The 26,200-nt window shown below is 74.3% G+C and carries 22 protein-coding genes and 1 pseudogene; 15 read left to right on the forward strand and 8 right to left on the reverse strand.

What is annotated here, in order from left to right:
* Nucleotides 1–62 precede the first annotated feature (62 nt).
* Complete coding sequence (locus tag AB0M29_RS06520; protein WP_365379794.1) at nucleotides 63–1,682, reverse strand: MFS transporter; 1,620 nt, start codon at nucleotides 1,680–1,682, stop codon at nucleotides 63–65.
* A 347-nt stretch (nucleotides 1,683–2,029) separates the two neighbouring features.
* On the opposite strand from AB0M29_RS06520, the gene AB0M29_RS06525 reads away from it, so the two are divergent.
* From AB0M29_RS06525 to AB0M29_RS06550, 6 genes are all read left to right on the forward strand, one after another.
* Nucleotides 2,030–4,501 (forward strand): SpoIIE family protein phosphatase, encoded by a 2,472-nt coding sequence (locus tag AB0M29_RS06525; RefSeq protein WP_365379796.1) that lies wholly within the window; start codon nucleotides 2,030–2,032, stop codon nucleotides 4,499–4,501.
* Nucleotides 4,502–4,589: 88 nt separating this feature from the next.
* On the forward strand, nucleotides 4,590–5,315 hold the full coding sequence (locus AB0M29_RS06530) for a methyltransferase domain-containing protein (protein ID WP_365379799.1): 726 nt from the start codon (nucleotides 4,590–4,592) through the stop codon (nucleotides 5,313–5,315).
* A gap of 117 nt (nucleotides 5,316–5,432) precedes the next feature.
* Entirely contained in the window at nucleotides 5,433–6,275 is an 843-nt protein-coding gene (locus tag AB0M29_RS06535; protein ID WP_365379802.1) for a M55 family metallopeptidase, read from the forward strand.
* Entirely contained in the window at nucleotides 6,268–7,656 is a 1,389-nt protein-coding gene (locus AB0M29_RS06540) for a M20/M25/M40 family metallo-hydrolase (RefSeq protein WP_365379804.1), read from the forward strand. The genes AB0M29_RS06535 and AB0M29_RS06540 overlap by 8 nt, the downstream gene beginning before the upstream one ends.
* Complete coding sequence (locus AB0M29_RS06545) at nucleotides 7,653–9,650, forward strand: prolyl oligopeptidase family serine peptidase (protein WP_365379807.1); 1,998 nt, start codon at nucleotides 7,653–7,655, stop codon at nucleotides 9,648–9,650. The genes AB0M29_RS06540 and AB0M29_RS06545 overlap by 4 nt, the downstream gene beginning before the upstream one ends.
* A 68-nt stretch (nucleotides 9,651–9,718) precedes the next feature.
* On the forward strand, nucleotides 9,719–10,657 hold the full coding sequence (locus AB0M29_RS06550; RefSeq protein ID WP_365380246.1) for an LD-carboxypeptidase: 939 nt from the start codon (nucleotides 9,719–9,721) through the stop codon (nucleotides 10,655–10,657).
* 224 nt (nucleotides 10,658–10,881) lie between these two features.
* On the opposite strand, the gene AB0M29_RS06555 is transcribed toward AB0M29_RS06550, so the two are convergent.
* Nucleotides 10,882–12,000 carry a HAMP domain-containing sensor histidine kinase gene (locus AB0M29_RS06555; RefSeq protein ID WP_365379810.1) on the reverse strand — a complete coding sequence of 373 codons (1,119 nt, stop codon included), beginning with the start codon at nucleotides 11,998–12,000 and terminating at the stop codon, nucleotides 10,882–10,884.
* Nucleotides 11,993–12,760: a response regulator transcription factor gene (locus AB0M29_RS06560; RefSeq protein WP_365379813.1), complete on the reverse strand. Its 768-nt coding sequence runs from the start codon at nucleotides 12,758–12,760 to the stop codon at nucleotides 11,993–11,995. Before AB0M29_RS06560 ends, AB0M29_RS06555 begins: the two co-directional genes overlap by 8 nt.
* 115 nt (nucleotides 12,761–12,875) lie before the next feature.
* Between AB0M29_RS06560 and AB0M29_RS06565 the strand changes: the two genes are divergently transcribed.
* From AB0M29_RS06565 to AB0M29_RS06575, 3 genes and pseudogenes are all read left to right on the forward strand, one after another.
* Nucleotides 12,876–13,577, forward strand: a complete 702-nt coding sequence (locus tag AB0M29_RS06565; protein ID WP_365379816.1) for a glycosyltransferase family 2 protein — start codon at nucleotides 12,876–12,878, stop codon at nucleotides 13,575–13,577.
* Nucleotides 13,574–14,191: pseudogene (locus AB0M29_RS06570) on the forward strand (DUF2064 domain-containing protein); the annotation flags it as partial. The gene AB0M29_RS06565 and the pseudogene AB0M29_RS06570, both read left to right, overlap by 4 nt.
* Before the next feature lie 242 nt (nucleotides 14,192–14,433).
* Nucleotides 14,434–15,228, forward strand: coding sequence for a methyltransferase domain-containing protein (locus AB0M29_RS06575; protein ID WP_365379820.1), 795 nt, complete (start codon nucleotides 14,434–14,436; stop codon nucleotides 15,226–15,228).
* On the opposite strand, the gene AB0M29_RS06580 is transcribed toward AB0M29_RS06575, so the two are convergent.
* The 3 genes from AB0M29_RS06580 to AB0M29_RS06590 all read right to left on the reverse strand — a co-directional run bounded on the left by AB0M29_RS06580 (nucleotide 15,155) and on the right by AB0M29_RS06590 (nucleotide 17,776).
* Nucleotides 15,155–16,075, reverse strand: coding sequence for an alpha/beta hydrolase (locus tag AB0M29_RS06580; protein ID WP_365379822.1), 921 nt, complete (start codon nucleotides 16,073–16,075; stop codon nucleotides 15,155–15,157). The two genes, AB0M29_RS06575 and AB0M29_RS06580, sit on opposite strands and share 74 nt — an antisense overlap.
* A gap of 82 nt (nucleotides 16,076–16,157) precedes the next feature.
* A complete protein-coding gene (locus tag AB0M29_RS06585) occupies nucleotides 16,158–16,667 on the reverse strand; it encodes a hypothetical protein (protein ID WP_365379825.1) in 510 nt (169 codons plus the stop codon).
* A complete protein-coding gene (locus AB0M29_RS06590; RefSeq protein ID WP_365380249.1) occupies nucleotides 16,664–17,776 on the reverse strand; it encodes a molybdopterin-dependent oxidoreductase in 1,113 nt (370 codons plus the stop codon). Before AB0M29_RS06590 ends, AB0M29_RS06585 begins: the two co-directional genes overlap by 4 nt.
* 274 nt (nucleotides 17,777–18,050) lie before the next feature.
* Between AB0M29_RS06590 and AB0M29_RS06595 the strand changes: the two genes are divergently transcribed.
* Nucleotides 18,051–19,544: a glycosyltransferase family 87 protein gene (locus tag AB0M29_RS06595; protein WP_365379828.1), complete on the forward strand. Its 1,494-nt coding sequence runs from the start codon at nucleotides 18,051–18,053 to the stop codon at nucleotides 19,542–19,544.
* 21 nt (nucleotides 19,545–19,565) lie between these two features.
* Nucleotides 19,566–20,930: a M14 family zinc carboxypeptidase gene (locus AB0M29_RS06600; protein ID WP_365380252.1), complete on the forward strand. Its 1,365-nt coding sequence runs from the start codon at nucleotides 19,566–19,568 to the stop codon at nucleotides 20,928–20,930.
* 143 nt (nucleotides 20,931–21,073) lie between these two features.
* On the opposite strand, the gene AB0M29_RS06605 is transcribed toward AB0M29_RS06600, so the two are convergent.
* The gene (locus tag AB0M29_RS06605) at nucleotides 21,074–22,519 is read right to left on the reverse strand and encodes an MFS transporter (RefSeq protein ID WP_365379831.1); all 1,446 of its coding nucleotides are present in this window, start codon (nucleotides 22,517–22,519) and stop codon (nucleotides 21,074–21,076) included.
* A gap of 171 nt (nucleotides 22,520–22,690) precedes the next feature.
* Here AB0M29_RS06605 and AB0M29_RS06610 point away from each other — a divergent pair, with 171 nt between their 5' ends.
* Nucleotides 22,691–23,599 carry a helix-turn-helix transcriptional regulator gene (locus AB0M29_RS06610; RefSeq protein WP_365379834.1) on the forward strand — a complete coding sequence of 303 codons (909 nt, stop codon included), beginning with the start codon at nucleotides 22,691–22,693 and terminating at the stop codon, nucleotides 23,597–23,599.
* Between the two features lie 77 nt (nucleotides 23,600–23,676).
* Entirely contained in the window at nucleotides 23,677–23,919 is a 243-nt protein-coding gene (locus tag AB0M29_RS06615) for a DUF1049 domain-containing protein (RefSeq protein ID WP_365379836.1), read from the forward strand.
* A gap of 36 nt (nucleotides 23,920–23,955) precedes the next feature.
* On the opposite strand, the gene AB0M29_RS06620 is transcribed toward AB0M29_RS06615, so the two are convergent.
* Nucleotides 23,956–24,447 (reverse strand): GNAT family N-acetyltransferase, encoded by a 492-nt coding sequence (locus AB0M29_RS06620; protein ID WP_365379839.1) that lies wholly within the window; start codon nucleotides 24,445–24,447, stop codon nucleotides 23,956–23,958.
* Between the two features lie 85 nt (nucleotides 24,448–24,532).
* On the opposite strand from AB0M29_RS06620, the gene AB0M29_RS06625 reads away from it, so the two are divergent.
* Together AB0M29_RS06625 and AB0M29_RS06630 are read left to right on the forward strand one after the other, a co-directional pair.
* On the forward strand, nucleotides 24,533–25,339 hold the full coding sequence (locus AB0M29_RS06625; protein WP_365379842.1) for an exodeoxyribonuclease III: 807 nt from the start codon (nucleotides 24,533–24,535) through the stop codon (nucleotides 25,337–25,339).
* Between the two features lie 84 nt (nucleotides 25,340–25,423).
* Nucleotides 25,424–26,179 (forward strand): Mut7-C RNAse domain-containing protein, encoded by a 756-nt coding sequence (locus tag AB0M29_RS06630; protein WP_365379845.1) that lies wholly within the window; start codon nucleotides 25,424–25,426, stop codon nucleotides 26,177–26,179.
* Nucleotides 26,180–26,200: the final 21 nt, after the last annotated feature.

The following is a 26,200-nucleotide window of genomic DNA, read 5'->3' on the forward strand; positions in this document are numbered from 1 at the left end:
GCGGGCTGGGCCGAACGGGTGAAACGGGGAGCCGGGGCGGGGGCGCGCACCGCCCCGGCCCGCTACCCCTCCTGGTTCCTCGTCTTCGTCTCGTTCTTGGGGCACTGGGTGCCCCGGATCACCGCGTAGCTGCCGCCGATCCGGTAGGTGCCGCGCTTCGGCGCGTACAGCCGGGTCCAGTCGCCGTCCTGGGTGAGGCAGCCGTGCTTGTTGTCGCTGGTGCCCTCGATGCCCAGCACCGGCGACCACGGGATGCGCAGCAGGGTCGAGCCGGGGACCGGCATCGTCACCGTCAGCTCCGCGGGACCGGCCTGGTCCACCACGGCGGGCGGGTCGGCCATCGGATCGGCACCGCTGACCTCGAAGACCTGCCAGTGCGGGTCCTTCCACAGCGGGCGCAGCCAGGACTGCCCCGCCGCCACGATCTTCGCCTCGCGCACCGCCGCGCCGTCCGGCTGGTCCGACGGCAGCACGACGTAGTTCACGCTCCAGCGGCGCAGCCAGTCGCGGTAGCTGTCGGCGGTCAGCGTGCCGTCGTAGAACAGCGCGTTCCGCTCGACGTCCGCCTGCCGGTTCCAGCCGCGTGCCAGGTTGACGTACGGGGACAGGCCCGACGCCTCCCAGTGCGAGCGCAGCGGGACGACCTCGACCCGGCCGCGGTCGGCCCGTACGTGGCGCAGCTCGGTGATCAGCGGGGCCGCGTGCTTGATCGTCGCGGATACCGCGGAGGTGTTCACCTGGTCGACGATCGGCTTGGTGATCTGCCAGGCCGCGACACCGGCGAAGGCCAGCCACAGCGCCAGCGTCCTGCGGCTGCCCCAGGTGCTGCCCATCGCGATGACCAGCAGCAGGGTGCCGCCGAAGAGCAGCGCGAGGCGCTCGACGTTACTTCCAATGGGTGAAGGGATGACCCAGGTGAGGAGCACCCCCAGGGCGTACACCCAGGACCCCGCCCGCATCGAGCGCCACTGCCGGGGCATCACCACGGCGCTGACCACGGCGATCGCGAACGGGATGATCGCGAAGTACCAGTTGAAGGGCTGAACCCCGTAGAACGGGAAGAGGAGCGAGGTGGCGCCCACCACCAGGGGCGGCGCGGCGGCCAGCAGATAGGCCTCCTTGTGCCGCCCGGTCAGGAACATCGCCGCCGCCACCACGAGCATGAACAGGCCCGCCACGGGGCTGCACATCGTCGCGAAGGCGGTGAGGCAGGCGGCGCCCACGAGCCGCTGCGGGCGGCCCCGTACGGTCCGCTCGGCGGGGAACAGCAGCACCGTGGCCACCAGGGCGAAGAGCATGCCCAGCGCGAACGTCACCCTGCCGGAGACGACATCACACCAAAGAGCGAATACCGTCCACAGCACCGGCACCATGGGACGCCGTATTCCGGACCGCACCAGGAGCAGCGCGGCGGTCGTCGCCGACAGCGTGCCCGCTATCACCGCGGTGGTCCGCACCCCCAGCCCGGCCATGATGTACGGCGACAGAATGCTGTACGAGGCCGGGTGCAGACCGCCGTACCAGGACAGGTTGTAAGAGGCGGAGGGGTGGGCACGTATGAAGTCCGTCCAGGCGTACTGCGCGGCCATGTCGCCGGAGTCCCTGGCCAGGAAGTAGGCCCAGACGATGTGCAGCACCGCTGCCGCGGCCGTCGCCACCACGACGGGGTGCCGCAGGTCCACGCGCCGGAAAAGGGCCCCTGGCCCCCTCAAGGCGGTCCAGCGCGCAGGCTGCCAGGTGGTCACGTGGCCTCGTTCCGGTCGCGGATGCGGAGTAGCCCCGGCCGGCATCCCTTCCGGCTGAGGGGTCGAACTCTTACGACGCACGGAGTTCGAACAGAGGGTTTGGACGCTAGCACGGCCGGTTTGGTTGCTCGCGCGCGGGCGTGCGCCCGGATTCGTGCTTTGCCTCCCTCCGTCCACCCTGCGGTCGTACCGTGGTTACGGCAACGCAGATCTTGCGCCGGACGGGTGGTCCGCACCGGAACGGCGGGGATCCGCGGCAGCCGGAGGAAGGAGCCGAGTCCGCGATGGACCGCCGTATCGCGCCGGGGACGTCCGGACGTATCCCGCTCGCGGTGATCGTCGTGGACGCGGCCGGGCTGGTGTCGCACTGGAGCACGGGCGCGCGCAGGCTGTTCGGCTGCACCAGGGAGGAGGCCGTCGGACGGGCGGCGGTGGACCTGTTACCCGTGGGCGGCGTCCTGACGGAGAGCGACCATGGTGCGGCGTATCCGCGGCAGGACGTCCTGGGCCCCGACCTGGAGTCCTCGCTGGCGGGCGGCAGCTCCTACCCCTCGGCCGGACGGGCCAGGCTCTTCGACCACGCCACGGACACCGCGCAGGCCGGTGACGGCACGAGGAGCGCCGACCGTACCGCCGTCGACGTGCTGTGGTGGGCGTATCCGCTGGTGGGACCGGGCCCCGAGCGGCTGCTGGTGCTCGCCGCCGACGCCGCGCGGCTCCAGCCCCCGGCGGTGACCGCGGGTGAGGACGCCGAAGGGCCGCTCGCCGAATTCGAACGCATTGCCCCCGGCTTCGCCCTGCACACCGAGTTCCCCGGCTCCGAAGGGCTCGCCCGCCGGCTCCCGGAGATCCTGCCCAGCATGAATCCGCTGGAAAGCGCGCGGATCGTGGCGCAGGTGCTCGAACTGGGCTATCCCGTCCTGGAGATCAGCCGGCACGACCGGGTGCCGGTCACCCCCGACTGGGGCGTGCCCCGCCGCGTCGAGCGGCTCGCCAGGCGGCGCGCGGCCGAGGCGGCCGCGGCTGTCGACCCGGGTTCGGTGTCCGAGGACGACCTGGCGCCCGACCTGGAGTACGCCGCGGTCCGCGAGCACCTGGAGTTCCTCAACGAGGTCAGCGGGAGGATCGGCACCTCCCTGGACCTGGCCAGGACCATCCAGGAGGTCAGCGCCGCCGTGGTGCCGCGCTTCACGGACGTGGCGGGCACCTATCTGCGCGAGCAGGTGCTGGCCGGTGAGGGCTTCCCCGACGGCCCGCCCGATGTCACCACCATGTGGTACCGCGTCGCCGTGGAGCACACCGACGAGCCGGGCCGCTGGGACGACGTGGTGCCGGTCGGCGAGTCGATGCCGTTCCCCGCGCAGACCCCGTTCTTCCAGTGCATGACCACCGGCGACCCGGTCCTGGTGCCGCGGATCAGCGAGGAGATGGGCAACGCGATCGCCGCGCAGTTCCCCAAGCGCGACATCAGCCCGCTGATCACCCACCGGTCGATGCTGGTCGTCCCGCTCAAGGCGCGGGACGTGGTGCTGGGCTTCATGATCCTGCTGCGCCACCGCGAGCGGCCCGTCTTCAACGACATGGACCGCGTCACGGGCGCGGAACTGGCCGCCCGCGCCGGGCTCGTCCTCGACAACGCCCGCATGTACACGTACCAGGAGAACGTCGCCGACACCCTCCAGGACAGCATGCTGCCGCACATCGCGCCGCGGATGCCCGGCTGCGACGTGGCGACCCGCTATCTGCCCGGCACCCGGCTCGGCCGGGTCGGCGGCGACTGGTTCGACACCATCAAGCTGCCGGGGTCGCGGCTGGCGCTGGTCGTGGGCGACGTGATGGGGCACGGGCTGAACTCCGCCGCCATGATGGGCCAGTTCCGTACCGCCGTGCAGACCGTGGCCGGGCTCGACATGCCGCCCGCCCAGCTGCTGCGCAATCTGGACGACCTGGCTCAGCGGCTCGGCGAGCAGTACCTGGCGACCTGCCTCTACGCGGTCTACGACCCGGTCGAGTCGGATCTGCTGATCGCCAACGCCGGGCACATCCCGCCGGTCCTGGTGCGGGCCGCCGACGGCCGCAGCGAACTGCTCGACGTGCCGACCGGCGCGCCGCTGGGCGTCGGCGGTGTGCCCTTCGAGACGGTACGGGTACCGGTCTCGCCCGGTGACCGGCTGGTGCTGTGCACCGACGGGCTGGTCGAGGTCCGCGGCCAGGACATCGGCGCCGGTCTGGCCGCGCTCTGCGAGAGCGCCGCGCACCCGGCCGCGTCGATGGACGACGCCTGCGACACCATCATCCGCGCCCTCAACCCGCGCGGCGGCCGCAAGGACGACGTGGCCCTGCTGATGGCCAGGCTCAATGGCATCCCGCGCGAGGACGTCGCCGTCTGGGAGCTGGACCTCGACCCGCGCGAGGTGGCGCGGGCCCGCGGCCTGGTCCGCGACACCCTGCTGCGCTGGGACCTGGCGGAGATCGCCGAGACCGCGCAGCAGCTCGTCGGCGAGGTCGTCACCAACGCGGTACGGCACGCGCACACCCGCAGGGTCGGGCTGCGGCTGGTCCGCGCGGGCGCCCTGCTGTGCGAGGTGTCCGACGACGACCACTCCGTACCGGTGCTGCTCAGCGCCGGACCCGAAGACGAGGGCGGCCGCGGTATGCGGATCGTCAGCAGGCTGGCCAGGGAGTGGGGCACCAGCCGCTCCGCGCACGGCAAGACGGTCTGGTTCGAGCAGCCGCTGCCCCGGCGCCGGCACTGAGGCCGCCGCGGGGGCGGCCTGTTCGCGGCGCGCGTGGCGGGCGCGCCCGGTTTCGTACGTTCACTGTCCTGGGGAGTGGTGACTGCGCATGAAGGTGTCCAGCGGTTACGAGCGGTCGTGGGAGAGCTTCTGGGAGGACGCTCCGCCGGAGCCCGGGGGTGTCCTGTGGGACGCGGACCCCGCGCTGACGGCGGCGAGCCATCTGCCGCACTTCGCCGAGCACTTCGACCCCGGGCTGCCGGTGGTCGACCTCGGCTGCGGCAACGGCACCCAGACCCGCTTCCTGGCGGGGCAGTACACGCGGGTGGTCGGGGTGGACCTGGCGCGCGCCGCCATCGAGCGGGCCCGGCGCGACGACCCGCACGGGCGGGCGGAGTACCTGCGGCTGGACGCGGTGGACACCGACGAGGTGCGCGCGCTGCACGCCGAGATCGGCGACGCCAACGTCTACATGCGCGGTGTGCTGCACCAGTGCGAGCCGGGCGACCGGGCCGGGCTGACCGCGGGCATCGCCGCGCTCACCGGCAGCCGCGGCCGGGTGTTCGCGGTGGAGCTGGCCGAGGCCGCCAAGGGTGTGCTGCTCGGCCTCGCGCAGGGACCGGCGGGGCCGCCGCCGAAGCTGGCCGCGATCTTCTCGCACGGCATCGCGCCGGGTGAGGTCGCGGACGCCGCAGTGGCCGGCTACTTCCGCGCGGCCGGCCTCGAACTGCTGGCGCAGGGTGACCAGCCGCTGGTCACCACGGAACCGGCGGCGGACGGCGGTTTCGTCGAGGTGCCGTCCAAATGGCTGGTGGCGGGCCCGGCCGCGCGCTGAAAAACCGCTGGTGACGGCCGGTTCGCGGCATTGTCCACAGGTCTAGACCACTGAAGTTGTCCACAGGGCACGGGCGGCCCTGGTGCCCGCTGCGGCCGCCGCGTAACGTGACGTGCCATGAAGATCCTGATCTCCGCGGACATGGAGGGCGCGACCGGTGTGACCTGGCCGGCCGACGTGCTGCCCGGCAGCGAGCAGTGGCAGCGCTGCCGCCATATGTTCACCTCGGACGTCAACGCCGCCGTCGAAGGCTTCTTCGACGGCGGCGCCGACGAGGTGCTGGTGAACGAGGCGCACTGGACGATGCGCAACCTGCTGCTGGAGAAACTCGACGAACGCGCCGAGATGCTCACCGGCCGCCACAAGGACCTCTCGATGGTCGAAGGCGTCCAGCACGGCGACGTCGACGGCATCGCCTTCATCGGCTACCACACCGGCGCGGGCACCGAGGGCGTCCTTGCCCACACCTACCTCGCCAACTCCATCACCGGCGTGTGGGTCAACGGGGTGCAGGCCAGCGAGGGCCGCCTCAACGCCCTGGTCGTCGCCGAGTACGGCGTCCCCGTGGTGCTGGTGACCGGTGACGACAGGACGGGCACCGACGCCCGCGGCGAGGGCGGGTACGCCCCGCAGGCCCGCACGGTGGCGGTCAAGGACTACGTGTCGCGGTACGCGGCGGTCTGCCGGCCGCCGGCCCGTACCGCCGCCGACATCCGCGCCGCGGCCAAGGAGGCCGCCTCGCTCGCGGTCCGCCACGAGCCGGTGCAGGCCGGTCCCTTCACGGTGGAGCTGGAGTTCGACGCGGCCCACCTCGTCGGCGCCGCGTGCGTGGTGCCCGGCGTGGCACGGTCCGGAGAGCGGCGGGTGGCCTACACACTGCCGACGATGTACGAGGCGATCAGGGCCTTCAAGGCGGTCACCACACTCGTGTCGCAGGCGGTGGAGGAGCAGTATGGCTGAGCAGTCCGTCGAGGCGTTTCCCGGGCAGCGGGAGTCGCTGCCGCCGGAGGACGGGACGGTCGACGCCCAGGCGCTCGACGAGGTCGTCACGTTCACCTCCGACCTCATCCGTATCGACACCACCAACCGCGGCGGCGGCGAAGGAAACGAGCGGCCCGCCGCCGAGTACGTCGCCGAGCGGCTCTCCGACGCCGGGATCGAGCCGCTGCTGCTGGAGTCCGCCCCCGGCCGCGCCAACGTGGTGGCCAGGATCCCGGGCGCCGACCCCTCGCTGCCCGCGCTGCTGGTCCACGGCCACCTCGACGTGGTGCCCGCCGAGGCAGCCGACTGGAGCGTGCACCCGTTCTCCGGCGAGATCAGGGACGGCGTCATCTGGGGCCGCGGCGCGATCGACATGAAGAACATGGACGCCATGGTGCTGGCCACCGTCCGCGCCTGGGCCAGGTCGGGGCAGCGCCCCGAGCGCGACCTCGTGCTCGCCTTCACCGCCGACGAGGAGGACAGCGCCGCGTACGGCTCCGGCTTCCTGGCCAAGGAGCACGCCGACCTCTTCGAGGGCTGCACCGAGGGCATCAGCGAGTCCGGCGCCTACACCTTCCACGCCCGCGACGACCTGCGGATCTACCCGGTCGCGGCGGGCGAGCGCGGCACCGCCTGGCTGAAGCTGACCGCGACCGGCAAGGCCGGGCACGGCTCCAAGGTCAACCGCGACAACGCCGTCAGCCACCTCGCGGCCGCCATCGCCAGGATCGGCGACCACGAATGGCCGGTCAGGATCACCGCCACCGTACGGGCCGCCCTCACCGAACTGGCCGCCCTCTACGGCGTCCCCGCCGACCAGGCCGCGCTGGACGACGTCGACACCCTGATCGGACAGCTCGGCGCGGCCGGCGCCCTGGTGCAGCCGATCGTCCGCAACAGCGCCAACCCGACCATGCTGCAGGCCGGGTACAAGGTGAACGTCATCCCCGGCACCGCCACCGCCTTCGTGGACGGCCGGATGCTGCCCGGCGGCGAGGAGGAGTTCGCCGCGACCATGGACGCGCTCACCGGGCCGCACGTGGAGTGGGAGTTCCACCACCGCGAGGTGCCGCTGGAGGCGCCCGTCGACTCCGCCAGCTTCGCGGCGATGCGCGAGGCCCTGGAGCACTTCGACCCGCAGGCGCACGTGGTGCCGTTCTGCATGTCGGGCGGCACCGACGCCAAGCAGTTCTCCCGGCTCGGCATCGTCGGCTACGGCTTCTCCCCGCTCAAGCTGCCCCCGGGCTTCGACTACCACGCCCTGTTCCACGGCGTGGACGAGCGGGTGCCCGTCGACGCGCTGCACTTCGGCGTCCGCGTCCTCGACCGGTTCCTGCGCGGGACGGCGGCCCGGTCATGACCGCCACCACCGAGAACCCCGTACGGCACGGCGGCTGGGACTCGCCGATCGACGCCGCCACCGCCGCCGCGCACGACGGCAGCCCCGAGTACGTGGGGCTCGTCGGCGAGGACGTGTGGTGGACCGCGCCGCGCCCCGCGGAGGGCGGCCGCCGCGCACTGGTCCGCCGCCTGCCCGACGGCACCGAGCAGTGCCCGCTGCCCGCACCCTGGAACGTCCGCAGCCGCGTCATCGAGTACGGCGGCACCCCCTGGGCGGGCGCGATCGTGGACGGCGCACCGCTGATCGTCTTCGCGCACCACCCCGACCAGCGGCTGTACGCCTTCCGCCCGGACCAGCCGCAGACCCCGCCGTGGCCGCTCACCCCGGTGTCCGCGATCGGCGGCGGTCTGCGCTGGGCCGATCTGACGCCGCACGCGGACCGCCGCGAGATCTGGGGCGTGCTGGAGGAGTTCACCGGCGAGGGTCCGACCGACGTCCGCCGGGTGCCCGCCGCCGTCCCGCTCGACGGCTCGGCCGCCGACGACCGCGGCGCGGTACGCGAACTCACCGCCGCCACCCACCGGTTCGTCACCGGGCCACGGCTGTCACCCGACGGCTCCCAGGCCGTCTGGACCGCCTGGGACCACCCGCTGATGCCCTGGGACGGTACGGAACTGCGGATCGCCGACGTCGGCGCCGACGGGGTGTTCGGCCCGGCCCGTACGCTCATCGGCGGCCCGGAGGAGTCGGTCACCCAGGTCGACTGGGCGCCCGACGGGTCGCTGCTCGCCGCCACCGACCGCACCGGCTGGTGGAACCTCCACCGGGTCGACCCGGCCACCGGCGAGGCCGTCAACCTGTGCCCGCGGCAGGAGGAGTTCGGCGGCCCGCTGTGGAAGCTCGGGCAGCGCTGGTTCGCGCCGCTCGACCACGGCCTGGTCGCCGTGCTGCACGGCGTGGGCGCGCCCCGGCTCGGCCTGCTCGACACCGCCACCGGCGAGGTCACCGACGCCCCCGGGCACTGGACCGAGTGGAACCCGACGCTGGCCGCCACCGGCAGCCGGGTCATCGGCATCGGCGGGAGCGCCCGCACCTCGTACGAACTGGTGGAGCTGGACGCCGCGACCGGCCGCACCCGCGTCATCGGGAGCGCCCACCACGACACGGTGGACCCCGCCTATGTGCCCGAGGCGGTCGCCCGCACCTTCACCGGGCCCGGCGGCCGTGAGGTGCACGCCCAGATCTACCCGCCGCGAAACCCGGCGGCCCCCGGCCCCGACGGCCCGGCGCCGTACGCGATCTGGGTGCACGGCGGACCCACCAGCCGCTCCCCGATGGTGCTCGACCTGGAGATCGCCTACTTCACCTCGCGCGGTATCGGCGTCGCCGAGGTCAACTACGGCGGCTCCACCGGCTACGGCCGCGCCTACCGCAACCGGCTGCGCGAGCAGTGGGGAGTGGTCGACGTGGAGGACTGCGCCGCCGTCGCCGCCGGACTGGTCGCCGAGGGCGCGGCCGACCCCGACCGGCTGGCGATCCGCGGCGGCAGCGCGGGCGGCTGGACCAGCGCGGCCGCGCTGACCACCACGACCACCTACGCCTGCGGCACCGTGAGCTACCCGATCCTCGACCTGCGCGGCTGGTCGCGGGAGGGCGGCGAGACCCATGACTTCGAGTCGCAGTACCTGGAGTCGCTGGTCGGACCGTTCGACGAGGTGCCGCAGCGCTACGTGGACCGCTCGCCGGTCCACCACAGCGACCGGATCAGCGTGCCCTTCCTGCTGCTCCAGGGGCTGGACGACGTGATCTGCCCGCCCGCCCAGTGCGAGCGGTTCCTCGCGGCGGTCGCCGGACGCGGCATCCCGCACGCCTATCTCACCTTCGCGGGCGAGAGCCACGGCTTCCGCCGCCTGGAGACCATGACGGCCTGCCTGGAGGCCGAACTCTCCCTCTACGGCCAGGTCTTCGGCTTCACCCCGCACGGCATCGCACCCCTGGAGCTCAGCACATGACAGGCACCACCGGCCCCGTCCCCGGCGACGGCGCGCCGCACCGCGTCGCCGACCTCGTCGGGGTGCCGGTGCCCGCGCTGATCCGCCCCCGGCGGCTGGTGCCGGGCGACCGGATCGGCATCGTGTCGCCCAGCGGCCCGGTGCCGCGCGAGCGCCTCGACACGGGCCTGGACATCCTGCGCAGCTGGGACCTCGACCCGGTGGTGCTGCCGCACGTCCTCGACGTGCACCCGTCCGGCTACCTCGCGGGCACCGACCGGGACCGCGCCGACGACTTCCAGCGGGCGTGGTGCGATCCCTCGCTGGCCGCCGTGATGTGCGCCCGCGGCGGCTACGGCGTGCAGCGCATGGTCGACCTCCTCGACTGGGAGGAGATGCGCGCCGCGGGCCCGAAGGTCTTCGTCGGCTACAGCGACATCACCGCGCTGCACGAGGCGTTCGCCACCCGGCTGGGCCTGGCCACCCTGCACGGCCCGATGGCGGGCGCGCTGACCTTCCTCAAGGACGGCCCCACCCAGGACCATCTGCGCACCACCCTGTTCGCCCCGCAGGACGTGCTCACCGTGACCTCGCCGACCGCCCGCACCCTGGTGCCCGGCACCGCCGCGGGCGTCACCCTCGGCGGCTGCGTCAGCCTGCTCGCCGCGGATCTGGGCACGCCGTACGCCAGACCGTCGGCCGCGGGCGGCATCCTGCTCCTGGAGGACGTCGGCGAGGACCCCTACCGGCTGGACCGCATCCTGACCCAACTGCTGCGCTCCGGCTGGCTCGACGGGGTCGCGGGCGTCGTCCTCGGCTCATGGCAGGACTGCGGCCCCTACGAAAAGGTGCGGGAGCTGTTCGCCGACCTGCTCGGCGGGCTCGGTGTCCCCGTCGTGGAGGAGATGGGCTTCGGCCACTGCCCGTCAACGCTCACCCTGCCCCTCGGGGTGCCCGCGGTTCTCGACGCCAACGCCGACGCCGCGACGCTCACCTTCGCGACCCCGGCGCTGGTCCAGGCACCGTAGTGCCCCGAAGGGGCGCGGGGAACTGCGCGACCAGCCGTCGCGCTCCTGCAGGTCACCACCGGCCCCAATGGGGCAGACGCGTTGTCTTCGGACCACCGGCCGGTGGGGGCTTGTCGCGCAGTTCCCCGCGCCCCTGAAAAACAGGCCCTCCGCAAGCGCAGCGTGCTTCCCCGCGCCCCTACGGGGCACGACCTCCGCAAGCGTCCCCGGGGGGAGCGGGAGGCTCAGTTGGGCGCCGTCGGGAGGACGACTTCGAAACGGCAGCCCCCCGGGACGTTGTGCACGGCCGCACGGCCGTGGTGTGCCTCGACGATGCCCCGCACGATGGCGAGCCCCAGCCCGGCCCCCGCCGGAGGCGTCCGCGCCCCGGTCCCACGCCAGCCGGTGTCGAAGACCCGGGGAAGATCGTCCGGCGGGATCCCGCCGCAGCCGTCGGTGACGGACAGCACGACGGAGTCGGACGCGTGGTCCCGCCGCGCGGAGACGGCGACGGTGCCGTCCGCCGGCGTGCGGTGAATCGCGTTGGCCAGCAGATTCGCCAGCACACGCGTCATCTCGCGGCCGTCGACCTCGACCGGCACCCGCTCGACGGTGTCACCGACCAGCCGCACACCGTGCTCCGTGGCGAGCGGATTGGCGCCCGCGATCGCGTCGCCCACCAGGTCGTAGACCGACATCCGGGCCGGGCTGAGGGCGAGCACGCCCGCCTGGATGCGGGAGAGTTCGAAGAGGTCGCCGACCATCCCGCTGAGCCGGTCCACCTCCGCGCGTATCTGCTTGTGGTAGCGCGGCGGGTCCTCCGCGATGCCGTCCTCCAGCGCCTCGGTCATCGCCCGCAGCCCGGCCAGCGGCGTCCGCAGGTCGTGCGAGATCCAGGCGACCAGCTCGCGGCGGGACGCCTCGAGCGCGCGCTCGCGCTCACGGGAGTCGGCCAGCTTGGCGCTGGTGACGGCCAGTTCCCTGCCCAGCTCGGCCAGTTCGGCCGTCGGGGCGGAGGCCGGGGCGGCGAAGGGGTCGCCGTCCCCGAAGGCGCGGGTGGCGGCGGCCAGCGCCCGGCTGCCCGCGACGACCCGCCGCCCGAGCAGGAGGGTGACGCCCAGCGACACCACGGCGGCTATCGCGCAGACCGTGGTGACCACACCCAGGTCGTGCTCCGACAGGAACATCGCCCAGGCCACCGAGAGCGTCCCGGCCAGCATGGCGGCCACCGTCACCACGGCGACCACCGCGAGGGACAGCGCCACCGACCGGTGCCGCAGCAGCCGCAGCACCAGAGCGCCGAGCAGCCCGGCCGCCGCCGCGCCGAGCGCCGCGTACGCGGCGATGAGCACCAGATCACGCATCGCCGCCACCCGCCTCCGCGGTGGCGGCGGCCTGCGCCGTCCCCGACTGCGCCGGGTCGAAGCGGTAGCCGACGCCCCACACCGTGGTGATCAGCTGCGGACGCGCCGGGTCGTCCTCGACCTTCTCGCGCAGCCGCCGCACATGGACCGTCACCGTCGACAGGTCGCCGAACTCCCAGCCCCAGACGCGCCGCATCAGCTCCTCCCGGCCGAGGACCCGCCCCGGGTGCCGGAGGAAGAAGGCGAGGAGGTCGAACTCACGGATGGTCAGGGCCAGTTCGGCGCCGTCCCGCAGCGCCCGGCGGGCGGCGGGGTCGAGGGCGAGCGGCCCGGAGCGCAGCCACGGGCCGGGGTCGGGCCTGCTGCCCGCCCGGCGCAGCACCGACTCGACGCGCAGGACCAGCTCGCGCGGGCTGAACGGCTTCGTCACGTAGTCGTCCGCGCCGACCTCGAGGCCGAGGATGCGGTCGTCCTCGTCGCCACGCGCGGTGAGCATCACGACGGGAACCGGCCCGCCCTCACGGATCCGGCGGCAGACCTCCAGACCGTCCATGCCGGGCAGCATCAGGTCGAGCACCACGAGGTCGGGTCGGAGCGCGGCGGCGCGCGTAACCGCCGACGGGCCGTCCGCGACCCGCTCCACGGCGAATCCCGCCCGGTCGAGATAGCCCGCGACGACCTCGGCGACGGTCGGGTCGTCGTCCACGACGAGGACCCGCCGACGGGGCGGCGCGGACGCGGGCACGCTGGGGCTGCTCATGCAGTCGAGTCTGACACCCGCGACGGACAGTGACGCCGGGCCGGGCGCCGGGCGGCGGCGACGTCCGCGATTCGTAAGGATCTGACGTCCGTTATGTCCGATCCGGCTCCGTAGGGTGAAGTGCGTGACCAAGCCACCGCCAGCTCCCGTCGACGTCGTCCTGCCCTGCCTCAACGAGGCCGCGGCCCTGCCCTGGGTGCTGGAACGCGTCCCGCCCGGCTGGCGGGCGATCGTCGTCGACAACGGCTCCACCGACGGGTCCGCGCGTATCGCGGCGGACGCGGGGGCACTCGTCGTGGACGCGCCCGTCCGCGGCTTCGGCGCCGCCTGCCACGCGGGGCTGCTCGCCGCCACCGCCGAGGTCGTCTGCTTCTGCGACTGCGACGCCTCGCTCGACCCCGGACTGCTCCCGGCCGTCGCCGGGCCGGTGCTCGCGGGCACCGCCGACCTGGTGCTCGGGCGCCGCCGCCCCACCACCGCGCGGGCCTGGCCGCCGCACGCCCGGCTGGCCAACCTGCAACTCGCCCGGCTGCTGCGCCGCCGCACCGGCCTGCGCCTGCACGACCTCGGACCGATGCGCGCCGCCCGCCGCACCGCCCTGCTCTCGCTCGACCTCACCGACCGCCGCTCCGGCTATCCGCTGCAGATGGTGGTCCGCGCCGCCGACGCCGGCTGGCGCGTCCAGGAGACGCCGGTGCCGTACGCCCCGCGGACCGGCCGGTCCAAGGTGACCGGCACCTGGCGCGGCACCTGGCACGCCGTCCGCGACATGAGCGCCGTCCTGCGTGAGCCGTCCGCGGCGGGCGTGGCCCGGTGAGGCGGGGGAGCGGGACGACGCTGCTGGTGATCGCCAAGGCCCCGGTGCCGGGGCGGGTGAAGACCCGGCTGACGCCGGAGTACGGTGCCGCCGAGGCGGCCCGGCTGGCCGAGGCGGCGCTGCGGGACACCCTGGCGGTCGGTCTCGACCTTCCGGCGGTACGGCGGCTGCTCGTGCTGGACGGTGCGCCCGGTGACTGGGTGCCGCCCGGCTACGAGGTGGCGCCGCAGACGGCGGGTGGGCTGGACGCGCGGCTGGCGGGGGCGTTCGCGCGCTGCGACGGGCCCGCGCTGCTCGTCGGGATGGACACCCCGCAGCTCACCGCCGCGCTGCTGGCGCCGGTGTTCGGCCCGGGTGGGTGGGACGGCTGCGACGCCTGGTTCGGCCCCGCGGCCGACGGCGGCTTCTGGGCGCTCGGACTCGCCGCCCCGGCCCGCCCCGACCTGCTGCTCGGCGTCCCCATGTCGACCCCCGACACCGGCGCCCTGCAACGCGCCCGCCTCACCGCCGCGGGCCTCCGCGTCCGCGACCTCCCCCACCTCCGCGACGTGGACACCCCGTCCGACGCCAAGGAGGTCGCCGCCCTGGCACCGCACACCCACTTCGCCGCCACCGTACGCGCACTGCGCCCGCGCACGCCGCTCCCCCCACGACCGATCGAAGCCGCCCACGCGCCGGGCCCCGCCGCCGACGGACCCCCGGCCGCCGCGGGGCATGCGGGCGTCACGGCGCCTGCGCGCCCGCGACCGCCGCTCGCCGCGCGTCCGGCCGACGCCGCCTGCGGATTCGACCCCGCCGCCGACGGACCCCCGGTCGCCGCCGGGCATGCGACCGCCCCCACCCCGGGCGCCGCCCGGTGACCACGTCGACGCCGGTCAGCCGACCGACCGCAGCGCCCGTCGCGACCGCCGCGGCCTGGGGTGGTGACCCCTACGCGCGGGCCCTCGCCAGTGGGCGGGGGCCGTTGTTCCTGCGGCGGGAGGACGGGTGGCTGCTGCCGTTGGAGGTGGAGCGGTGGTGTGCGCCGCCGGACGCGGCGGACCGTACGCTGCTGCGGCGCTGCCGTGGTGCGGTGCTGGACATCGGGTGCGGTCCCGGGCGGCTGGTGGCCGCCGTGGCCGCGCGCGGGCTGCCGGCGCTGGGGCTCGACGTGAGTCCGGCGGCGGTGGCGCGGACGAAGGGGGCCGGGGGAGCGGTGCTCCGGAGGTCGGTCTTCGACCGGCTTCCGGCCGAGGGCCGTTGGGGCACCGCGCTGCTCGCCGACGGCAACATCGGGATCGGCGGCGACCCGCACGCCCTGCTCGTACGGGTCGCCCGCATCGTCAGGCCCGGCGGCCGGCTGCTCACCGAGGCGGCGGCGCACGAGGTCGACGAGCGGGTGACCGTACGGGTGGAGGACGGTCACGGGCGGCAGGGCCGCGACTTCGCGTGGGCGCGGCTCGGCCCGGCCGCCGTCCGGGCCGCCGCGCGGGCGACAGGATGGACGGTGGCCGAGGAGTGGACCGCCGACGGCCGCCGGTTCGCGGTGCTCGTCAACGGCCCCGGCCCCGAGGACCCGCCACGCGGCGCGCCCGCCGTCAGCGAGCGGCCACTCCTGCCGCGCCCCGCGCCGCCGCCCCGGCCCACGTACGGTCCAGGAAGTCCGCGATGAGCGGCGCGATCTCGTCCACGTACTCCTCCAGCGCGAAGTGCCCGGTCGGGAAGAGCCGCAGTTCGGCGTCCGGCACGTCGCGGAGGAAGGCCCTGGCCCCCGCCTCGGTGAAGAAGGCGTCGCCGGTGCCCCACAGCACCAGCAGCGGCGGCCGGTGCGCGCGCAGCCACTCCTGCCACTGCCCGTAGAGCGCCACATTGCTCTTGTAGTCGAAGGCCAGGTCGCGCTGGATGTCCTTGCGGCCCGGCAGGTCGAGGAAGTGCTGGTCGAGGGTCCAGCCCTCGGGTGCGACGGCGGCCGGGTCCGAGGTGCCGCCCTCGTACTGGCCGCGGGTCATGGGGAGCGTGAACAGCCCGCGGACCCGCTCCTCCGCCCCCGGCACCTCCGGCGCCTCGGCGACGAAGCCCCGGGCCAGTTCGCTGAGGCCGTCCTCGTACGCGTTGCCGTTCTGTACGACCAGGCCCGCGATCCACTCGGGGTGCCGGGTGGCCAGCCGGAAGCCGACGGGGGCGCCGAAGTCGAAGGCGTAGAGGGTGAAGCGGTCGAGGCCGAGGGCGCGGACGAAGCCCTCGACGGTGTCGGCGAGCGCGTTGAACGTCCAGCCGCCGCCCGAGGGGGCGGTCGCGGGCGCGTCGCTGTGCCCGAAGCCGGGGTAGTCGGGCGCGATCACCCGGTAGTGCCCGCCCAGCGCGTCGATCAGCCGCCGGTACTGGTGGGAGGCCGACGGGAAGCCGTGCAGCAGGAGGAGTACGGGCGCGTCCGCGGGTCCCGCCTCGCGGTAGAACACCCGCAGGCCGTCCACCTCGGTGAACCGGTGCGCCACTCGGGGAAGTTGCAGTGCAGGCATGGTCGCGTACGCCTCCCGTGTCGGTGGCGGCTCGCTGCCGCCACCGCTCACTCTAATGGGTAAGGCGCGTCAATGCCATTAGTTATGGGGAGTCCGGTGATCGCCGCGCCCCCGACGCCCGCCGTCGCCCCCTCCGGTCCAGCGCCCACCGCCCCGCGCTCCACGCCACGGCGATCGCCAGGACCGCGCCCACCGAGATCGCCCAGCCCCGCGGGTAGTCGAGCGGCAGCACGGACGGATTCGCGGTCGCGCCGGGCCGCAGCAGTACGGGGAGCGCCACCACCGTCACCGAGCCCGCCACGACGAACGGCCAGCGCAGCCGCCTGCGCCACCGCGGGCCGAGCAGCGCGGCGAGCGCCAGCACGGCCGGTACCAGCAGGCCGTCGTGGAGGACGACCGCGGCGGCCAACCACCGCGCCAGGCCCTGCCAGTTGCGCACCAGCGGGTCCGACAGCAGCAGCGACGCACCGAAGCCCACACCCGCGAGTCCGGCCGCACCGAGCCCGTAACGCACCACCCGCCAGCCGCCCGTGAGGCGCCACGGGCCGTCAACGGGAGCGCCCGCAGGTTCCGTTCGCCGCTCGGCCGTCATGTCAGCACCTCCAGTCGGGTGACCCACTTGGTCTGCAGTACGCCGGGCCGGTTGGGGGCGATGATCCGGGCGGGGAAGCCGTGGTCGGGGGAGAGCGGGGAGCCGTTCAGGCCCAGCGCGAGCAGGGTCAGCGGATCGCGCGCGTACAGATGGCCCATCTCCATCACCGCGTAGGCGCCGTGCTGTTGGAGCGACACCACACGCACCCGTGCGTCGTGCGGGGCGCCCGCCCGGTCGAGCAGATCCCTGATCCGTACGCCCGACCAGTGCGCGTTCCTGCTCCAGCCCTCCACGCAGGCGATCGGCAGCACCACGGACCGCTGGGGCAGTGCCATGAGTTGAGGCAGCGTCAGCTCGTACGGCCGCGGTCCGCGCACGGACAGCCGCCAACTCGCCAGATGCGCGGCGGTGATGCCCGCGGCCGCGGCCGTACGGTTCACCGGCAGGTGCTGCTGGCCGTGGTCGGGATGGCGCGGCGCCAGCAGGTCGGTGTCCTTGAGCGGGCCCAGCGACTGGCCGACGGTGGTCAGCGTCACCGCGCCCACCGCCGCGCCGATCGTGGCGAGGAAGGCCCGGCGCTCGGGGCCGTCCGCCGCCGGCAGCGTCAGGGTGCCCGGTGAACGCCGCCACCAATGAGCCGCGATCACCGGGGCCTTCACCGCGATGTGCAGCGCCAGCGCCCCGATCACCACCCACGCCAGCGCCCAGTGGGTCGGGCGAAAGTTCCACGGCCACGGGTACCACTGGACGGTGTTGAGCAGCCCGGTGGCCAGTTGCAGCAGCGTGGCCGCCACCAGCACCAGGATCGACAGCCGTTCCAGCGCGTGCGCCACGGAACGCAGCGGCGGCCAGGCGAACAGCCGCGGGTACACCGTCCACAACTTCGCCAGCACCAGCGGGATCGAGGCGATCCCGCACGCCACATGGAGCCCCTGCGTCAGCCGGTAGCCCCAGATCGGGCGGCTCGGCAGATGATCCACCGCCCAACTCGGCGGCTGCTGCAGATAGTGGCTCACCAACCCGGTGACGAAGCACACGGCCAGCGTCGTCCCGAGCAGCCGCCCCAGCGACACCGCGGTCCGCGCGTCGTGCAGCCGCCCCCGGAACACCCCTTCCCGCAACGGCCCGACCCGCGCCCACTCCGGGAAGAGCGTGGGCGACCCGAACGCCCGCCGGGGCGGCGCCGGCCCTAGTGCCTTCGGGGTCGGGCCGGGCGTGTCGGCGCCGTCGCGATCGTGCGGACGGCCGGGAGCGGGAGAGGGGGACATGGCTCCCATCTCACCTCGCCACGCGCCGAAAACGGGCCCCGCGACTCCTTACGGAACGCGGACGTCCGCCCGCCGTACGCCCTCCCGGGCCACCGCGGATGCGAGCGTGTGACCTGTGGGAATCCGTACGAGCAAGACCGCCGCCCCCCGCCGGGACACGCCCGCCGCGGAGGCGGTGCCCGAGCCGCTGCCCGCGGCTCCCCGCTCCCGGCGCGCCCGGACCGCGACCGTGGTCGTCGCGCTGCTGCTCGCCGCGCTCACCGCGGTCGTCGTCGCGACCGTGGCGGTCGGCGGGAGCAGCGACGCGCCCGACCGGCTGCCGTACTGGTACGCGGCCGGGTGGGCGGTGTTCGCGGCGGCCGTCGTCGCGGTGCGGAGGGTGCCGCGGCGTGCGGCGACCTGGCTCGTCGTGGCCGGGAGCGTGGCGCTCGCGCTCGCGGGACTGGCCGGGGCGCCACGCACCAGCACGGACATGTACCGGTACGCGTGGGACGGAAAGGTGCAGGCCGCGGGCGTGTCGCCGTACGCCTACGCACCCGACGCGCCCGAGTTGGCGCGGCTGCGCGACCCGTGGCTGTTCCCGGCCGCGGGCAGCGCGGGGTGCGCGCGCTGGACGGCCCATCCGACGACCGGCGGTGACTGCACCCCGATTAACCGGCCCTCGGTGCACACCATTTACCCGCCCGTCGCCGAAGGCTGGTTTCTCGCCGTCCACGCGCTGTCGCCCTCCGGCCTTCGGCACAAGCCACTTCAGATCGGCGGCGCGCTGCTGGCCGTCGCCACCACAGGGGCGCTGCTGACGGCACTGCGGCGGCGCGGCGCCGACCCCCGCCGCGCCGCGCTGTGGGCGTGGTGTCCGATGGTGCCGGTCGCCGCCGTCAACGACGCGCACGTCGACACCCTCGGAGCGCTCCTCACCGTCCTCGCGCTGGGACCGCTCGGCGCACTCGGCGCCGCGGGCGGACCCCTGCGCCGCGGCGCGCTGCTGGGCGCCGCGATCGCCGTGAAACTGCTGCCGGGGCTCGCCGTGCCCGGTGCCCTCGCCCGCCGATCCCCGCGTCAGGCGCTGCGAATCGTCCTCCCCGCAGTCGCCGTAATCGTTCTCGCCTATCTGCCGTACGTGGCGGCGTCGGGCGGCGGGGTGCTCGGCTATCTTCCCGGCTACCTCCAGGAGGAGGGCTACGAGCCGGGCAGCGTACGCCGGTTCGCCCTGTTGCGGCTGGTGCTTCCGGACGCCGCCGCGGGTCCGGTGGCACTGGTGTCGATCGCCGCCGTGGCCGTATGGGTGCTGCGGCGCGGCGACCCGCTGCGCCCCTGGAGCGGTGCGCTGCTGGTGACGGGCACCGCGCTGCTGCTCAGCTCGCCGTCGTACTACTGGTACGCCCTTCTCGTCGTCGCACTCGTCGCGCTCGACGGCCGCTGGGAGTGGCTCGCGGTGCCGCTGGCCGGGCTCGCGCTCTACACCGGGGGCGAGATGGGGGCCCGTGGAGACCTCCTCCAAAGCGTCGCATACGGGGCGGCGGCACTGGCCGTCGTCGCCGGAGCGGCGGTGCGCGCGAACTGGCGCGGTAGCACCGTTGACACCTCCGCCGCGTCCGTGTCGTACTAACTGGATTGACTCGGCGTGGGGATGCGGTCGCAGTCAGTACTTCGGTTCTGGGGGAATGCGGTGGCGGGAGAGCACTATCCGACGACGGACGAAGTTACTGCGGGGGCCAGGTCACTACGGCTGAGGTACCCGGACATCTGCCGGTTGGGGGCGGTCGGCAGATCGCGGGCAGGGCGCCCGCTGTTGATGCTGACGGTGGGTCAGGGAAGCAGGAACGTGCTGGTGGTGGCCGGTCCGCACGCCAACGAGGCGGCGGTGGGCGGCGCCACGGTGCTACGCCTCGCGGGGCAGCTCGCCGCCGCACGGGAACGCGGCGACGACGACGGCACGGCCTGGCACTTCCTGCTCTGCATCGACCCGGACGGCGCCGTGCTCAACGAGCCCTGGCTGCCCGGGCCGTACACGCTCCGCGGTCACTACGAGCACTTCTTCCGGCCATGCGCCGCCGAGCAGCCCGAATGGCTGCCGGTCGCCGGGGTCCAGGGCGCAGCGCTGCCCGAGACGCGGGCGCTGGTCGGTGTGCTGGACGGCCTGCGGCCGGTGCTGCAGTGCTCGCTGCACGGCATCGACGTCGGCGGCAGCTTCGTCCAGCTCACCAGCGACATTCCGGGGCTGCCCGCGCGGATCGGCAGATCGGCCGCGGAACTCGACATCCCGCTGGAGAGCGGGTCCTCCGACGCCTTCCAGTGGCCGAGCCCGGGGCCGGGCGTCTACGTGATGCCGCGCGGGGGCGACGACGCGGCGGTGGGCGACGGAGCGCACTCCACCTGGGCGCACGCCCAGCGGTACGACGGGGTCACCGCGGTCGTCGAGGTGCCGATGTGGGCCTGCGACCGCACCGCGGACACCACTCCGCACCCCTCGCCGGACCGGGCGCTGCGCACGGCGGGCGCCGCGCTGCGGCGGGACCTGCCGACCGTGGCGCGGGTGCTGGACACCATCAGCCCGCACCTGGTGGGCGCCGACTCCCCGATGCTGCGCACCGTGCGCGAACTCGTCGCCATCGGCCCGCGGTTGTCCGCCGACTGGGACCCCGCCGTCCGCCCGGCGGACGCGGCGCCGCTGCCGCTCATGACCACCGCGCGCGTCACCAGCATCGAGGTCTACGCCCAGCGGATCCCGCTGCGCGCCGCCGCGATGCTCCGCCGTATCGCGGCCGTCCCCCGCGTCACCCGCCTCGTCGACGAGTGGTGCGAGGCGTACGAACGGGCCTACCACCCGCGCTGGGTCCCGGTCGCCGACCAGGTGGAACAGCAGGCCCGCAGCGTCCTCGCCGTCTACGAGGAACTCCGCACCCACAAACCCGCCTCCGTCCGCCCGTCCGCTCCCCTCCGCCCACGGGCGGCGGCGCCCCGCGCGCCGCACGCGGTGCCGCAGCGGGCCTAGGGCGTGCTCCACAGGACAGGCCCTAGAGGCCGGCCGGTAAGCCCCGCACTCCTGGGAGCGCGGGGCTTACTCGGGGGCCGGGGCTCGGGGCGGTCGGCACGCGGGTAAGTCCCGGCCTCCTGGATGACGGGTCTTACGGCGTCTTATGCCGTTCTACGCCGCCCGTGGAGGAAGAGGGCCGAGGTGACCGCGACGGCCGCCGCCAGGGCCGCGTTGAGCAGGACGGCGAGGGAGACGCCGTGCAGGACGGCGGCGGGGCCGGCGGCGCCGGAGGTGTGGGCGGTGGCCACGGCGCTCATCACCGGGATGCCGACGGTGATGCCGACCTGCTGGGTCATGGTGGCGAGCCCCGTGGCCAGGCCCTGTTCCGCGTCGGGCAGACCGGAGGTGGCGGTGACCATGAAGCCGACGATGGCGAGCATGTTGCCGACGCCGCCGACGAAGGTCGCCACCAGGAGCAGCGTCAGCCAGCCGCGCCCTTCGCCCAGCAGCACCAGCGAGGCGGTGGCGACCGCCTGCACGAGCGCGCCCGTGACGAGCGTGGAACGGGTGCCGATCCGGCCGATGACCCGCGCCCCGAGGACCCCGCCAAGGACCGTCCCCGCGCCGAGCACCCCGAAGGCCAGCCCCGTCGCCAGCGGCGAGAAGCCCAGCACCCGCTGGAGATAGAGCGTCATCAGGAAGACCAGCGACGTCTCGCTGGCGAACGCGAGCAGCCCGGCGACGTTCCCCCAGACGACACCGCGCCGCCGCAGGATCCGCACCGGCACCAACGGCGCCGCGGCCCGCCGCTCGACGGCGTGGAAGGCGGCCAGCAGCGCCGCGGACACCACCAGCGCCCCGACCGTCAGCGGCGCCCCCCAGCCGCGCTCACCCGCCGAGGTGAAGCCGTAGACCAGCGCGAGCAGCCCGCCCGTGACGGTCACCGCGCCCGGCGCGTCCAGCCGGGGCCGGTCCGCGGGGCGGCTCTCCGCGACCAGCGCGGGCGCGGCGAACAGCACCACCGCGGCCACCGGCACATTGAGGAAGAACGCCCACCGCCAGCTCAGCAGATCGGTGAGCAGCCCGCCGAGCACCGCCCCCGCGGTGAAACCGGCCGACATCAGCGCCCCGTTGAGACCCAGCGCCCGGTCCCGCAGCGGCCCCTCGGGGAAGGACGTCGTCAGCAGCGCCATCCCCGCGGGCGTCACCGCGGCCGTCGCCAGCCCCTGCGCGACCCGCGCCACCAGCAGCATCGCCGGATCGACGGCGAGCCCGCCCACCAGCGACGCCACCCCGAGCACGGCCATCCCCGCCAGGAACACCCGCCGCCTGCCGAACAGATCGGCCACCCGCCCGAACAGCAGCGTGAACCCCGCGGCGGCCAGCGCGAACGCCGTCGCCACCCACTGCAGGTCCGCCAGCGGGAAGCCGAGCCCCCGGCCCACCACCGGCAGCGCCACATTCAGGATCGAGAAGTCCACCGCGATCATGAACTGCGCACCCAGCAGCAGCGTCAGCACCCACCGCTGCCGCCCGGTCAGCCGGGGCGGCGGCGCGGGGGTCGCGGGCGGTGTCGCCGTCGGGTCCAGTGGTGCGGTCGTCGCCATGGCGAGGCCCTCCGTAAGGGGGATGGGTTACGTCGATACGTACGGAAGGCTCGCCGTCCCCCGCCGCCGCACCCAGCCCCCCGCTCTTCGTACGACCGCCGCGCGTACCACCGCGCTGCCTACCACCGGCAGGGTCAGGCTCCGCGGCGCCCGCCGAGGGAGACTGGGGGCATGGACGGCGGCACGCACACCCCCTCGGAGCTCGGCGAATTCCTCCGCACCCGGCGCGCGCGACTGCGCCCGGAGGACGTGGGGGTGGTGTCGTACGGCGGGCGGCGCAGGGTGCCGGGGCTACGGCGTGAGGAGCTGGCGCAGCTCGCGGGCGTCAGCGTGGCGTACTACACCCGGCTGGAACAGGGCCAGAGCGCCAACGCCTCGGAAGCCGTGCTCGACGCGCTGGCCGGGGCGCTGCGGCTCACCGACGACGAACGCGCCCATCTGCGCAACCTCGCCCGCCCCGGCCGGGCCCGCCGCCGCACCCCGCAGCGCCCCGAGACCGCGGGACCCGCGATACGGCAGCTCATCGCGGCCATGGACGGTGTTCCCGCGATCGTCATGGACCGCCGCTTCGACGTGCTGGCCTGGAACCCGCTCGGCCACGCCCTCACCGCGAGCCACCTCGACCGGCAGGCGCCCGAGCGGCCCGCGGACCGGCCCAACGCCCAGCGGATGCTCTTCCTCGACCCGCACACCCGGGAGCTGCACCCGCACTGGGAGGACGAGGCGCGCCGCGCGGTCGCCTCGCTCCGGCTGGCCGCGGGCGGCGCCGCCGACGACCGGCGGCTGGCGGAACTGGTCGGCGAGCTGTCGATGAAGAGCCCCGAGTTCGCCGCGCTGTGGTCCCGCCACCCGGTCAGCAACTGCACCACCGGCACCAAGGTCTTCCACCACCCCGTGGTGGGCCGCTTCGCGCTGGCGTTCGAGATGCTGCGGACCGGCGACGGCTCCGGGCACCGGATGCTGCTCTACAGCGCGGTGCCCGGCACCCCCGACGAGGCCGCGCTGCGCCTCCTCGCCGCCGCCACCGGGCCGGTCGGGCGCCCGGTGACCGCACCGCCGGGCATCACCCGAATGGCGTAGCACCCAGCCCCCCGCACGGCATGGACGGCGACCATGAACGGAAGGGGAGCCCTCGTAGCCGAGAGCAGGTGAGCGTGATGAGCGCCGAGAAGTTGCCCAGGGAGTCCAGGCTTCGCGAGCTGATGACCCCGGCCAGGATCACCATGGCCGTACTGGGCATCCTCGCCCTGATCTTCATCTTCGAGAACACCCGCGACACCAAGATCCGGATGATCATCCCCGAGATCACCATGCCGCTGTGGCTGGCCCTGCTGGTCACCTTCGTCATCGGCGGAGTGATCGGGGCGTATCTGGGCAGCAGCCGCCGGAAGAGGAGGTAGCCGCTCCGGCCGGGGACCGCCCGGACCCCGGCCCGCTCAGGCCGGGTCGGGCGCGGTGAGCACCTTCCCCATGCACACGCTCAGCTCGTGGTCCCGGTAGTGGCCGAACTTCGGCACGTCCTCGTAGCCGCACGAGCGGTACAGCGCGATCGCCTCCTGCTGCAGCTCCCCGGTCTCCAGCACCATGCGTATCCGGCCGGCCGCCGCGGCGCTCGCCTCCAGCCGGGCCAGGATCGCCCGCGCCAGACCGCGGCCGCGGGCCGCCGCCACCACGAACATCCGCTTGATCTCCGCGTCCCCGTCGGAGAACCCCTCGGGCGACGCGTCCTGGGTGCGCCAGCCGCCGCTGGCCACCGGCTGGCCGTCCTCGTCGTACGCCAGCAGGTAGAGCCCGTGCGGCGGGTCGAAGTGCGCCGCGTCCATGAAGGTGACGTCGCCGTCGCCGTAGCGGGCGACGTATTCGAGCTGCACCTGGTCGTTGAGCTTCACCGCGTCGGGGTCGTCGTACCGCGCCGTCCTGATTTCCACCACGACATCGTACGTGTGTACGCCACGGGTCCAGGCCGTGGTCTCGCTCACGGTCCCGTCGACCGGCCCCGGTATCGTCCCGCCCATGTTGACCGTCACCACCGTGAACGTGAATGGCCTGCGTGCCGCCGCCAAGCGGGGCTTCCTGCCCTGGCTGGAGGCGACCGCGGCCGATGTCGTGTGCCTGCAGGAAGTACGGGCCGAGCCCGAGCAGCTGCCCGCCGCCCTGCGGGACCCGGAGGGCTGGCACGCCGTCCACGCCCCCGCGAACGCCAAGGGCCGCGCGGGCGTCTCCCTCTTCACCCGCGAGAAGCCAGCCGCGGTCCGTACCGGCTTCGGCTCCGCCGAGTTCGGCGACTCGGGACGCTATCTGGAGGTCGACCTGCCCGGTACGGGGCCCGGTCTCACGGTCGGCAGCCTCTACCTGCCCTCGGGCGAGGTCGGCACGGCACGGCAGGACGAGAAGTTCCGCTTCATGAAGGAGTTCCACGACCACCTCAAGGCGCTGCGCGACCGCGCCGCCGCGGACGGCACCCATGCCCTGGTCTGCGGCGACTGGAACATCGCGCACCAGGAGGCGGATCTGAAGAACTGGAAGGGCAACCGCAAGTCCTCCGGCTTCCTGCCCGAGGAGCGCGAGTGGCTCACCGAGGTCTTCGGCTCCGGCTGGAACGACGTCGTACGCGGTCTCCACCCCGGCGTCGAAGGCCCGTACTCGTGGTGGTCGGTGCGCGGCAAGGCGTTCGACAACAACACCGGGTGGCGTATCGACTACCAGGTCGCCACCGAGGCGCTGGCGGCCGCCGCGACGACGGCCGTCGTGGAGCGGGCCGCGAGCTACGACCTGCGGTGGTCGGACCACGCGCCGGTCACCGTCAGCTACGAGGTCTGACTCCGGGGACGAGCCCGTGCGCGGCCGTGCCGGAGGCGGTATTTCCCGCGCACCGGCCGGGCCGCCGATGGCATGCTGACTCCCGTGAACCGACCGCGTATCACCGTCAGCATCCCCCCTGAGCTGGACCTCTTCGTCTCCGTCGAACGCCGGGGAAGCGCCGCCACCGAGGTGGCCACGGACGGCACGTCCTCGCTCGGGCACGTGGTGGAGTCGCTCGGCATCCCGCTCACCGAGGTCGGCGGCCTCAGCGTGGACGGTGAGCCGGTGCCGGTGTCGCATGTGCCCGCGGCGGGGGAGCAGGTGCGGGTACGGGCGGTGGAGCGCCCGCAGCAGGTGCCGGGGGCGCCGCTGCGGTTCCTGCTCGATGTCCATCTGGGCACGCTGGCCCGGCGGCTGCGGCTGCTCGGTGTCGACGCGGCCTACGAGAGCGAGGACATCGGCGACCCCGCGCTGGCCGCCCTCTCGGCCCGCGAGCGGCGCGTGCTGCTCTCCCGCGACCGCGGCCTGCTGCGGCGCCGCGAGATCTGGGCCGGGGCGTACGTCTACAGCGACCGCCCCGAGGACCAACTCCGCGACGTCCTCCAGCGGTTCGCCCCCGCCCTCGTCCCCTGGACGCGCTGCGTGGCCTGCAACGGCCGTCTCACGGAGGCCGACAAGGAGTCCGTACGCGGCCGCCTCGAAGACGGCACCCAGCGCACCTACGACGTCTTCGCCGCCTGCACCTCCTGCGACCGCGTCTACTGGCGCGGCGCCCACCACGCCCGCCTCCAGGCGGTGGTGGACGCGGCGATGCGCGAATTCGCCCCGAGCGCCACCGACAGCCGCCCGTCACCCTGAACCTTCCTCTCCGCCGCCACC

This window comes from Streptomyces sp. NPDC051976 (assembly GCF_040680795.1).
In the GTDB taxonomy this organism is placed as follows: Bacteria; Actinomycetota; Actinomycetes; order Streptomycetales; family Streptomycetaceae; genus Actinacidiphila.

Bases quoted from the DNA above. Each gene is read 5' to 3' on its own strand.
- AB0M29_RS06615 (WP_365379836.1), top strand. From the start codon at position 23,677: ATGAGCGCCGAGAAGTTGCCCAGGGAGTCCAGGCTTCGCGAGCTGATG.
- AB0M29_RS06560 (WP_365379813.1), bottom strand. From the start codon at position 12,760: ATGAGCAGCCCCAGCGTGCCCGCGTCCGCGCCGCCCCGTCGGCGGGTC.
- AB0M29_RS06535 (WP_365379802.1), top strand. From the start codon at position 5,433: ATGAAGATCCTGATCTCCGCGGACATGGAGGGCGCGACCGGTGTGACC.
- AB0M29_RS06625 (WP_365379842.1), top strand. From the start codon at position 24,533: ATGTTGACCGTCACCACCGTGAACGTGAATGGCCTGCGTGCCGCCGCC.
- AB0M29_RS06555 (WP_365379810.1), bottom strand. From the start codon at position 12,000: ATGCGTGATCTGGTGCTCATCGCCGCGTACGCGGCGCTCGGCGCGGCG.
- AB0M29_RS06610 (WP_365379834.1), top strand. From the start codon at position 22,691: ATGGACGGCGGCACGCACACCCCCTCGGAGCTCGGCGAATTCCTCCGC.
- AB0M29_RS06600 (WP_365380252.1), top strand. From the start codon at position 19,566: ATGCGGTCGCAGTCAGTACTTCGGTTCTGGGGGAATGCGGTGGCGGGA.
- AB0M29_RS06580 (WP_365379822.1), bottom strand. From the start codon at position 16,075: ATGCCTGCACTGCAACTTCCCCGAGTGGCGCACCGGTTCACCGAGGTG.
- AB0M29_RS06545 (WP_365379807.1), top strand. From the start codon at position 7,653: ATGACCGCCACCACCGAGAACCCCGTACGGCACGGCGGCTGGGACTCG.
- AB0M29_RS06525 (WP_365379796.1), top strand. From the start codon at position 2,030: ATGGACCGCCGTATCGCGCCGGGGACGTCCGGACGTATCCCGCTCGCG.
- AB0M29_RS06605 (WP_365379831.1), bottom strand. From the start codon at position 22,519: ATGGCGACGACCGCACCACTGGACCCGACGGCGACACCGCCCGCGACC.
- AB0M29_RS06585 (WP_365379825.1), bottom strand. From the start codon at position 16,667: ATGACGGCCGAGCGGCGAACGGAACCTGCGGGCGCTCCCGTTGACGGC.
- AB0M29_RS06530 (WP_365379799.1), top strand. From the start codon at position 4,590: ATGAAGGTGTCCAGCGGTTACGAGCGGTCGTGGGAGAGCTTCTGGGAG.
- AB0M29_RS06540 (WP_365379804.1), top strand. From the start codon at position 6,268: ATGGCTGAGCAGTCCGTCGAGGCGTTTCCCGGGCAGCGGGAGTCGCTG.